This is a genomic window from Anoxybacillus sp. J5B_2022 (genome assembly GCF_026847645.1).
In the GTDB taxonomy this organism is placed as follows: Bacteria; Bacillota; Bacilli; order Bacillales; family Anoxybacillaceae; genus Anoxybacteroides.
The window spans coordinates 23,719-34,066 of record NZ_JAPSMC010000033.1; the positions used below are offsets into that span (position 1 = coordinate 23,719).

Consider the following 10,348-nt stretch of genomic DNA (forward strand, 5'->3'; position numbering starts at 1 on the left):
GAAAAAAACACCGGCAAACGATCCGGTGCTTTTCGTTTATGATAATAGCGATACTAAAATCGCTTTTTGCACATGGAGGCGATTTCCTGCTTGTTGGAAAACGTAAGAATGATCGCTGTCGATCACATCAGCGGTTACTTCTTCGCCGCGATGAGCCGGCAAGCAATGAAGGAACATGTAGTTGTCTTTTGCATATTTTGTTAATTGGCTATTGACTTGAAACGGTTGAAAAACAGCGAGCCGCTGTTCGCTTTCTTGCTCCTGTCCCATGCTCGTCCATACGTCTGTATAAATGACGTCAGCAGCTTGGACCGCTTCTTCCGGCGAATGCGTCACCGTAATCGTCGCTCCTGTTTTTGCAGCTGCTTCCTTTGCAGCGGCGACGTAGTGCTCTTTCGGCTCATAGCCAACCGGGCAAGCTACGGCGCAATCCATTCCAACTTTCGCTGCGGCGATCATTAATGCATGGGCGACGTTGTTACCGTCGCCGACATACGCGAGTTTCATTCCTTTTAGCTGCTTTCTCACTTCATAAATCGTCAATAAATCTGCGAGCGCTTGGCACGGATGGTCATCGTCCGTCAATCCGTTAATAACCGGTACGTCGGCGTAATGGGCGAGTTCTTCGATTTTGCTATGCGCAAACGTGCGGATCATAATTGCATCGACGTATTGGGACAATACTCTTGCGGTATCAGCAATCGTTTCGCCGCGTCCAAGTTGTAAATCGTTGCTGTTTAAGTAAAGGGCATGCCCTCCTAATTGTGTCATGCCGACTTCAAACGACACTCTCGTACGCGTGGACGGTTTTTCAAAAATCATCGCCAACGTTTTTCCAGCAAGCGGAGTATACATTTCCCCCGCTTGCTGCTTTTGTTTCAGTTGTTTTGCAAGTTCCAATAGCTCATGAATTTGCTCCGACGAAAAATCGATTAATGTCAATACATCTTTCCCTTTTAAGGAAGATATCGTTGTATTCATTAGATCACCACTTTCTTTGATTCGTTCAGTTGTTCAAGCCACTCTTGAATCGAACAAACGGAAAAATCACTCACTTCTAGCGCAGATAAAAATAGTTCGCACGTTTCGATTTCTGTAAACGTCAATAGTTGTTGGGACAACGCAATCATCCGTTGTTCGGTGCTTTCCGTATTTTTTTGCCAATTAAAAAACGCTAACGCTTCTTTTCGCTTTACCCATTCTGTAAATGGAACGTCTTGAACAACCGTAAGTTTTGCTTGTTTCATTCGCTCAAGCAACGGTTTTATTTCGTCATTTTTCGCATCCACGTAAATTTCAAAAGCCCCTGCTTTTTTCGATAAATAAGCGTGGAACGCTTTTGCCGCCGCTTCTTTTACCGTCTTCGCAATGCTAATCCCTTCCCCTGTCGACTTCATTTCCGGTCCGACAAGCGGGTCGACTTCCGGCAATTTATGCATCGAAAATACCGGATATTTCAGTACGACATATGGGATATGGTCAGCTACTGTTGGAATGTCTAGCTCGCTTAAGCATTTCCCAAGCAATAATTTTGTCGCAATTTGCGCTAATGGGATTCCTGTGATTTTGCTGACAATCGGCACCGTTCGACTCGCGCGCGGATTCACTTCTAAGACGTACACTTCCCCATTCGCGATGACGTATTGAATGTTCATCATTCCTTTAAACTGAAGCTTTTGCACGATTTTTTCCGCATATTGCTTCATTTTTGCTTTTTCTTCTTCTGTCAACGTTTGTGCCGGTAAAAACGCGTAGCTGTCTCCCGAATGTACCCCTGCTTTTTCCACGTGCTCGATCACTGTTGGCAATAAAATCGCCGTTCCGTCTGCCGCTACATCTACTTCCGCTTCTTTTCCGCTTAAGTAAGCGTCAATCAAAACAGGGTACGTGAACAAAAACGGCTGCTGTAATAACTGCTGCAATTGTTGTTCATTGTCGACTATAAACATCCCTTTTCCGCCGATGACATACGACGGGCGAAGGAGTACGGGATAACCGATCATATTCGCTTTTTCGATCAATTCTTGCTCATCGTTCGCCATCACCCCATCGACGTGCGGAATTTCCAACTCTTCTAGCAATTGATAAAAGCGGTCACGGTCTTCAAGCTGATCAATGACATCGTGAGATACGCCAAGAATCGTGACGCCTGCTTCTTCTAACCCTTTAACAAGGTTAATCGCCGTCTGGCCACCGAATTGAACAACGACTTTTTCGATTTGCTCGGCTTCAATGACGTTGAGGACATCTTCCAATGTCAACGGTTCAAAATAAAGGCGATCGGCTACGGCAAAATCGGTGCTCACCGTTTCTGGATTGTTGTTAATTAATACGGTTTCGTAACCTTCCGCTTGCAACGCGTACACGCTATGGACCGAACTGTAGTCAAATTCGATGCCTTGACCGATGCGGATCGGACCTGCGCCAATAATTAATACTTTTTCTTTATCGCTTCGTTTGCGTTCATCTTCCCCGAAATAAGTCGAATAATAATAATCCGTTTCGGAATGAAATTCTGCGGCACACGTATCGACCATTTTATAAGATGGGATAATGCCAAATTGTTTCCGTTTCTCTCGCACGTTTTGCTCACTAACGTTCCATACATTCGCTAAAAAAGCGTCAGAGAAACCTTTTTCTTTCAGCAACCGCAATGTCGGTTCATCAACATTCACCAAATCTGTTTCTTTCGCTTTTTGTTCAAGGGCAATGAGCTGATAAAAACTATTTAAAAAGAAGCGGTCGATTTTCGTTAACACATGCACCGTTTCGGTCGTTTCCCCGCGGCGGAATAGCTCTAAAATCGCAAAAAAGCGGCGATCGTCTTTTTCGATAAGCAGTTGTTTTAATTCATCGTTCGTTTTCTCCGCTAGTTCTGGTAAAAATAATCCATTATTTGCTCCTTCTAGCGAATGCACCGCTTTTTGAAAGGCGCGCTCCATATTGCGGTCAATGGACATCACTTCACCGGTTGCCTTCATTTGCGTGCCGAGCTTTCGATTTCCGTTCGGAAATTTATCAAACGGTAAACGCGGAAACTTGACAACTACGTAGTCAAGCGCTGGTTCAAAACTTGCGTACGTATTTTTCGTGACCGGATTTAGCAATTCTGCCAACGTATAGCCGACGGCTAGTTTCGCTGCGATGCGGGCGATCGGGTATCCAGTCGCTTTCGAAGCTAACGCCGATGAACGGCTGACGCGCGGGTTGACTTCAATCAAATAATAATTTTTGCTGGACGGATCGAGCGCAAACTGAATGTTGCAACCTCCGATAATGCCAAGCGCCGAAATAATTTTGACAGCTGCGGATCGCAACATGTGGTATTCTTCATCCGTTAACGTTTGCGACGGTGCAACGACGATCGAATCACCGGTATGCACGCCGACCGGATCGACGTTTTCCATGTTGCAAACGGTAATGCACGTATCGGTATGGTCGCGCATCACTTCGTATTCAATTTCCTTATAACCGGCCACGCTCCGTTCGATTAAACATTGCGTAATCGGGCTTTCCGCCAATCCTTTTTCCACAAGGGCGACAAACTGTTCCATCGTCTCAGCAATGCCGCCACCGCTTCCTCCAAGCGTGTAAGCGGGACGGATGATGATCGGAAAACCAATTTTTTCAGCGAACGCAACGGCCGCCTCCATGTTCGTAACGATTTCGCTCTCTAGTACTGGCTCATTCAGTTCATACATGAGGGCGCGAAACGCTTCGCGATCCTCTCCTCTTTTAATCGCTTCAATTGGTGTCCCGAGCAACTTCACCCCATATTTTTCTAAAATCCCAGCTTCATGTAGCTGAAACGCCAAGTTTAAGCCGGTCTGTCCGCCAAATGTTGCTAACAAGCCATCGGGTCGCTCTTTAGCAATCACCTTTTCGATGCTGTCGACCGTTAATGGCTCAAAATAGACGGCATCCGCATGAACGTCATCGGTCATAATCGTTGCAGGGTTGTTGTTGACTAAAATGACGCGGTACCCTTCTTCCTTTAACGCAATGCACGCTTGGGTTCCGGAATAATCAAACTCGGCTGCTTGACCAATGACAATTGGTCCAGAACCGATGATTAAAATCGAATGCAAGGATGAATCTTTAGGCATACACTTTCGCTCCTTTATTTACCTTCTGCAAAAACTCATCGAAGATTTGGTTCGTGTCACTAGGTCCTGGATGCGCTTCAGGATGGTATTGCACCGATAAAATCGGCTTCTCACGGTGCACCATTCCTTCGACGGAACCGTCGTTGACGTTCGTAAAACGAACGATAAATGGCGTATCAACTAAGCTTGCTTCGTTGACAACATAGCTATGATTTTGCGATGTCATGAGCACTTTCTTTTGGAACGAGTCATAAACCGGCTGATTGGCACCGCGATGGCCAAAGCGAAGTTTTTCCGTGTTCGCTCCGTATGAAAGTGCGACAAGCTGATGTCCTAAACAAATCGCAAGCGTCGGATAACGATCAATGACCGCTCGAATAACGGGTAATTGGTGGGACAGCTGCTTCGGGTCCCCCGGTCCGTTCGATAGCACGATGCCATCCGGATGCAATGCTTCAATCGATGAAAGCGGCGTATCATAAGGAACGACCGTTACTTTACAACCGCGAGCTAAAAGCGACTGCAAAATCGATTTTTTAAAACCAAAGTCGACGAGCACGATATGATATCTTCCGCTTCCGTACGTTTCCATCGTTTTCGTCGATACATCGCGAACCGGAAAGTGTTGTTCGTCCGTTTGCTCTAAGGCGCATTCTTCTGCCACTGTCAAAACCGCAGGCATCGTTCCTTGTGTACGAATTTCTTTGACGAGCGCCCGTGTGTCGACGTGCGTTAAGAGCGGAATATTCCATTGCTCTAAATATTGTTGCAAGCTATATTTCGCTTCATAATGATATCCTTGCGCACTCGCTTCATAAACGATGACCGCTTGCACGTGCGGACGTTTGCTTTCAAAATCTTGTTCATTAATGCCGTAGTTGCCGATGAGCGGATACGTGAAAACAATGATTTGATTTTTATAAGACGGATCGGTCAATACTTCTTGATAGCCGGTCATGCCAGTAAAAAAAACAACCTCTCCGCTCACTCCACCGTTTGGAAGCGCCGTGGCAAGCTGCCCTGTAAACGTTTTTCCGTTTGCTAAATGAAGATGCGCCTTCATATTCGCCACCTCATCATCGAATTTTTATTAACACGAAAGAATTTTTATACAATCATTTCAATAAAGATACAGCTAGTTTTCATTAGCTGTCAGCAATTCACTCGTTATCACTTGTTTTAGAATCGCCACTGCCTCATCCAGTTCCGCTTGCGTCACAATGAGCGGCGGTAATAAACGAATGACGTTCGGTCCAGCCGTTAATACGAGCAGCCCTTTTTCATGGATCGCCGGAATAAGCTTTGCCACTTCCTCGTGACATTCAATGCCAACGAGCAACCCGAGGCCGCGCACTTCTTTCACAAATTCACTTTCGCTTAGCGCGTTTTGTAATTTTTGTGAAAAATAAGTCCCTTTCTCTTGTACTTCTTGTAAAAATTCCGGCTGAAAAATCACTTCCAACGTTGCTTTTGCTGCTGCCATCGCTAGCGGGTTACCACCAAAAGTAGAGCCATGCACACCGGCAGTAAACGAATCGCGCAAAAATGCTTTTCCGATCATCGCCCCAACTGGAAATCCGCTTCCTAATCCTTTCGCGACCGTAATAATGTCCGGTTCAATCGCAAAATGTTGATAAGCAAACGCTTTTCCTGTTCGGCCGATTCCCGTTTGCACTTCGTCGACGATCAACAAGGCGCCGTATTGTTGGCAAAGCGTTGCGATTGTTTGCAAAAAGGGTTCGTTTGCTTTTCTAATTCCGCCTTCTCCTTGAACAATTTCAAGCATAACGGCCGCTACTTGTTCATCCATCGCTTTTTCTAACGCCTCCGTATCGTTAAACGGAAGATGAACAAATTGTGGCAAAAGCGGTCCAAACCCTTGATAAATTTTTTCTTGCCCAGTCGCCGACATCGTCGCAAACGTCCGGCCGTGAAACGATTGCTTAAACGTAATCACTTTATGACGCCCTGTATGTTTCCGCGCTAATTTTAATGCCGCTTCGTTCGCCTCTGCACCGCTGTTACAGAAAAATACGTAATCGCCACAGCTATTGGCAACGAGCAACTCAGCTACTTCTTCTTGTAATTCGTTTGTAAATAAATTAGATACGTGCCAAACGCGGTTTAATTGCGCCTCTAACGCCGCTTGAACGGCCGGATGACGATGGCCAAGGTTGCAAACGGCAATGCCGGAAACGAAATCTAAATATTGTTTGCCGTCTTTCGCAACGACTTTTGTTCCTTCCGCCGATTCAATGCTAATGTTCCAACGATTATACGTAGGAAATAATGCTCCCATTAATAGACCCCCACTTCTTTCCGAATGCTCGTTCCATATAATTGACCGTTTGCATAAAACGGTGTTTTCCCGCTGACGATCATTACTTCTGCAAGTTCTTTCGACAACGCAGCAGCGGCTGCTTTTACTTTTGGAATCATCCCGCCTGTAATAATACCAGTTGCTATCATTTGCTCTATTTCCGCTACCGTCGTTCGCTCAACGACCGCGCCATTTTGCAAAATGCCAGGAACATCGGTGACAAATAGTAACTGCTGCACGTTAAGCGCTTTTGCTATCGCTCCTGCCGCAGTGTCCGCGTTGATGTTATACGTTTGCCCTGCTTCATCTACACCGAGCGGAGCGATGACAGGAATATAGCCAAATCGAAGCAACGTTTCTAAAAACGTGTCATTCACTTTCACGACTTTCCCAACATACCCAAGTTTCGTGAAATCGATCGGCGCGGCTTCTAAAAGATGCGCATCGACGCCGGAAATACCGACTGCCGGCATTCCGTATTGCTGTAAAAGCCCGACGAGTAGTTTATTCACTTTTCCAGCCAAAATCATTTCCACCACTTCTAATACGTCTTTCGTCGTTTTCCGCAGCCCATCCACAAATTCGCTTGTTACGTTGAGCTTTTTTAACATCTGGCCGATTTCCGGGCCGCCCCCATGGACGAGGACGATCTTTTTTCCTTGGGCGTACATCGCCTGCAAACTTTCAAAAAACGATGGTGATAACTCGTTTAACACGCTGCCGCCGCATTTAATAACAATCGTTTCCCCCACGAAAACCTCTCCTTTACGTGCGATAGCTTGCATTAATTTTGACGTAATCGTATGTCAAATCGCATCCCCACGCGATTCCTGTTCCGTTGCCAAGATGAAGATCTACTTCAATCATAATTTCTTCGTTTTGTAAATAAGCGGTCGCTTCTGCTTCAGAAAATGGTTGCGGTTCGCTCATCTTTAACATGACAATCGGTCCTAGCGCAACATCAACGCAATCCGGATTGACGGTCGCTTCCGCGTGGCCAATCGCTCCGATAATCCGCCCCCAGTTGGCATCAGCGCCGTACACTGCGGTTTTCACAAGGTTAGAACCGACAATTTTTTTCGCAATTCGCTTCGCTTCTTCGTCATTGACTGCACCACGGACGCGCACTTCGATAAGCTTCGTCGCTCCTTCTCCATCTTTCGCAATTTGTTTTGCCAAGTCTTCACACGTTTGTTTTAGTGCCTGATAAAATTTCATCCATTCTGGATGTTGCGGTGTCAGTTCTTCGTTTCCGGCAAGACCGCTCGCCATGACGACAACCATATCGTTTGTCGATGTCTCCCCATCAACCGTAATTTGATTAAACGATACATCGGTAATGGAACGGAGCGCTTGTTGCAACGTGTCAGAAGCGATGTTTGCATCAGTTGTAATAAAGGCTAGCATCGTCGCCATATTCGGATGAATCATTCCTGACCCCTTCGCTGCTCCGCCGACCGTCACCCTTTTTCCATCAATCGTCGTTTCGTAGCACGCTTGTTTCATCACCGTATCCGTCGTTAAAATGGCCGTTTGAAACGCGTGTGCTCCTTCTTCCGCAGCAACAGGTTGCAATTGCTTCATCCCCTCGCGAATTTTTTCCATCGGCAAAAACTCTCCGATGACGCCTGTCGAAGCGACTGCCACATAATGTGACGGCAAGCCGAACTGCTGCGCGCATAACTCTCGCATTTCATATGCGTCTTTCAATCCTTGTTCACCGGTGCAAGCATTAGCACAGGCGCTATTGACGACAACTGCCTGCAACTTTTGTTCCGCAGCAATGCTTTCTTGCGTCACTTTCAGCGGAGCCGCCTGGAAATGGCTTTGCGTATAAACGGCCGCACATGAAGCAGGCACGTCACAAACAATGACTCCTAAATCTTTTTTTGTATAACGCAACCCAGCGTGCACACCTGTTGCTTTAAACCCTTTTGGTGTGACAACCGTTCCATTCGCAATATAATACACTTCTTGCTCTTGCTTCGTTAACATTGTTAATCCCCTTCCTATGGATAAATCGGCGCGAATAACAGCCCGCTCGTTTCGTTCCAACCCATCATGACGTTGAAATTTTGAATCGCCTGCCCTGCTGCGCCTTTCACTAAATTATCAATGACAGATACGACCGTTACCCGTCCTGTCCGTTCGTCGTAAGCGATACCGATATCGCAATAGTTCGATCCGTACACTTCTTTCGTTGCAGGAAACTGTCCTGCTTTACGAATGCGGACAAAGGTGGAAGACGCATAACTTGTTTGATATAAATCTACGAGACTATCAACTGATAAATCGCGTTTTGCTTTCGCATAAATCGTCGCCATAATTCCGCGCGTCATCGGGACAAGATGGGTGCTAAACGTGATCGGTTGCATGTGCTCGTTCCAATCAGTGAGCATTTGCTCAATTTCTGGAATATGCTGATGGGCATTGACTTTATAAATTTTCAGATTTTCATTGACTTCAGAAAAATGGGTGTTTAATGACGCTTGTCGTCCCGCTCCCGATACGCCTGACTTCGCATCAACGATGATCGAATCTTCTACCACTAGCCCATTTTTCACAAGCGGCGCTAATCCAAGCAACGTTGCGGTCGGATAGCATCCTGGATTAGATAAAAGCTGTGCGCTCTGGATCGTTTCCCGATTCCATTCCGTCAGTCCGTATACCGCTCGTTGCAAATACTCGCTTTGCGCCGTTTGCCGTTTGTACCATTTTTCATATACTGTTCGGTCTTTCAACCGGAAATCACCGGATAAATCAATGACTTTTATTCCTTGATCAATCAATGATGGCGCAAGTTCGCTTGACACTCCCGGCGGCGTCGCAAAAAAGACAACGTCACATGTCGAGGCGATTTGCTCGATGTCCATTTTGCGCAACAACCACTCTTTCCTTTCCCCGACGTGCGGGAAGCTGTCGGAAAGAAGCACTCCGTCCTGCGATGAAGAATAGACGAAGCAGTTGTTAACATATGGATGGTGCTGCAAAAACCGCAACAATTCAATTCCGCCGTACCCTGTTGCGCCAATGATTGCAATATTCATAATGTGCCTCCTCGACCTAATTCTCTTTCATGTAGTTATCATTATAATACTGCATAAAAATAAAATCAAATGTATATTTAATTATTTTTATTTTATTTCGTACATTTTGTTTTATTCCTTTCGTAATTTTCTAATATATAAATAGTAAAAATAGTAATAATCTCATTGACTTTCCAGCGTTTTTTCGCTTAATATCGATAATAGCTACTGCTTTTCGTAGTATTCGTAAAGGTGGTTGAGATATGGAAAATGGAGCAATGGAGCTTCAAGAGCTAGTGAATAAGGCGTATCGCCAGATGGAAATCAAAAAAGGAACGTATTTATTCCGCGAAGGCGAGCAAGCAGAGGAAGTGTATTACATTCAATCAGGGAAAATTCAAGTTAGTAAAATCGCGGCAGATGGGCAAGAACTTTCGTTACGGATATGCAGCAAAGGGGATGTTGTCGGCGAGTTAATCCTTTTTTGTGAAGATGCGAGATATCTTTTAAATGCAAAAGTGATCGAAGACGGAATCGTTGCCTGTATTAAACGCGAGGTGTTAGAAAAAAGCTTGCTCGAAAATAGCAAATTAGCGCTTGAGTTTATGAAGTGGATGAGCGATCATTTTCGAAAAACCCAGACGAAATTTCGCGACCTCGTCCTGCACGGAAAAAAAGGGGCGTTATATTCAACACTCATTCGCATGTGCAACAGCTATGGGGTCATGAAAGAGGACGGCATTTTCATTAATTTGCATTTAACGAATCAAGATCTTGCAAACTTTTGTGGTACCTCTCGTGAAGTTGTCAATCGCTTATTGAACGATCTCCGTAAACAAGAAATCATTTCAATCAAAAATGGAAAAATTAAAGTGCTTAACTTAGCTTATTTACGA

Annotated in this window: 8 protein-coding genes; 1 reads left to right on the top strand and 7 read right to left on the bottom strand. The window is 45.4% G+C overall.

The window, feature by feature from the left end; genetic code table 11:
• Positions 1-36: 36 nt before the first annotated feature.
• The 7 genes from argF to argC form a co-directional block, all read right to left on the bottom strand.
• The gene (gene argF, locus M4I42_RS10400; RefSeq protein ID WP_268852104.1) at positions 37-981 is read right to left on the bottom strand and encodes an ornithine carbamoyltransferase; all 945 of its coding nucleotides are present in this window, start codon (positions 979-981) and stop codon (positions 37-39) included.
• Positions 981-4,106: a carbamoyl phosphate synthase large subunit gene (locus M4I42_RS10405; protein WP_268852105.1), complete on the bottom strand. Its 3,126-nt coding sequence runs from the start codon at positions 4,104-4,106 to the stop codon at positions 981-983. The genes argF and M4I42_RS10405 overlap by 1 nt, the downstream gene beginning before the upstream one ends.
• Entirely contained in the window at positions 4,099-5,169 is a 1,071-nt protein-coding gene (locus tag M4I42_RS10410) for a carbamoyl phosphate synthase small subunit (protein WP_268852106.1), read from the bottom strand. Before M4I42_RS10410 ends, M4I42_RS10405 begins: the two co-directional genes overlap by 8 nt.
• 72 nt (positions 5,170-5,241) lie before the next feature.
• Complete coding sequence (locus tag M4I42_RS10415; RefSeq protein ID WP_268852107.1) at positions 5,242-6,405, bottom strand: acetylornithine transaminase; 1,164 nt, start codon at positions 6,403-6,405, stop codon at positions 5,242-5,244.
• Positions 6,405-7,178: an acetylglutamate kinase gene (gene argB, locus M4I42_RS10420; protein WP_268852108.1), complete on the bottom strand. Its 774-nt coding sequence runs from the start codon at positions 7,176-7,178 to the stop codon at positions 6,405-6,407. Before argB ends, M4I42_RS10415 begins: the two co-directional genes overlap by 1 nt.
• A 13-nt stretch (positions 7,179-7,191) precedes the next feature.
• Positions 7,192-8,421 carry a bifunctional ornithine acetyltransferase/N-acetylglutamate synthase gene (argJ, locus tag M4I42_RS10425; RefSeq protein ID WP_268852109.1) on the bottom strand — a complete coding sequence of 410 codons (1,230 nt, stop codon included), beginning with the start codon at positions 8,419-8,421 and terminating at the stop codon, positions 7,192-7,194.
• 14 nt (positions 8,422-8,435) lie between these two features.
• The gene (gene argC, locus M4I42_RS10430) at positions 8,436-9,473 is read right to left on the bottom strand and encodes an N-acetyl-gamma-glutamyl-phosphate reductase (RefSeq protein WP_268852110.1); all 1,038 of its coding nucleotides are present in this window, start codon (positions 9,471-9,473) and stop codon (positions 8,436-8,438) included.
• Between the two features lie 257 nt (positions 9,474-9,730).
• Here argC and M4I42_RS10435 point away from each other — a divergent pair.
• The coding region (locus M4I42_RS10435) for a Crp/Fnr family transcriptional regulator (RefSeq protein ID WP_442864104.1) at positions 9,731-10,348 on the top strand (618 nt) is incomplete at its 3' end.

What these genes read in the sequence shown, in the direction of transcription:
- argJ (WP_268852109.1), bottom strand. Translation starts at nt 8,421, where the DNA reads ATGTTAACGAAGCAAGAGCAAGAAGTGTATTATATTGCGAATGGAACG.
- M4I42_RS10410 (WP_268852106.1), bottom strand. Translation starts at nt 5,169, where the DNA reads ATGAAGGCGCATCTTCATTTAGCAAACGGAAAAACGTTTACAGGGCAG.
- argF (WP_268852104.1), bottom strand. Translation starts at nt 981, where the DNA reads ATGAATACAACGATATCTTCCTTAAAAGGGAAAGATGTATTGACATTA.
- M4I42_RS10415 (WP_268852107.1), bottom strand. Translation starts at nt 6,405, where the DNA reads ATGGGAGCATTATTTCCTACGTATAATCGTTGGAACATTAGCATTGAA.
- argC (WP_268852110.1), bottom strand. Translation starts at nt 9,473, where the DNA reads ATGAATATTGCAATCATTGGCGCAACAGGGTACGGCGGAATTGAATTG.
- M4I42_RS10405 (WP_268852105.1), bottom strand. Translation starts at nt 4,106, where the DNA reads ATGCCTAAAGATTCATCCTTGCATTCGATTTTAATCATCGGTTCTGGA.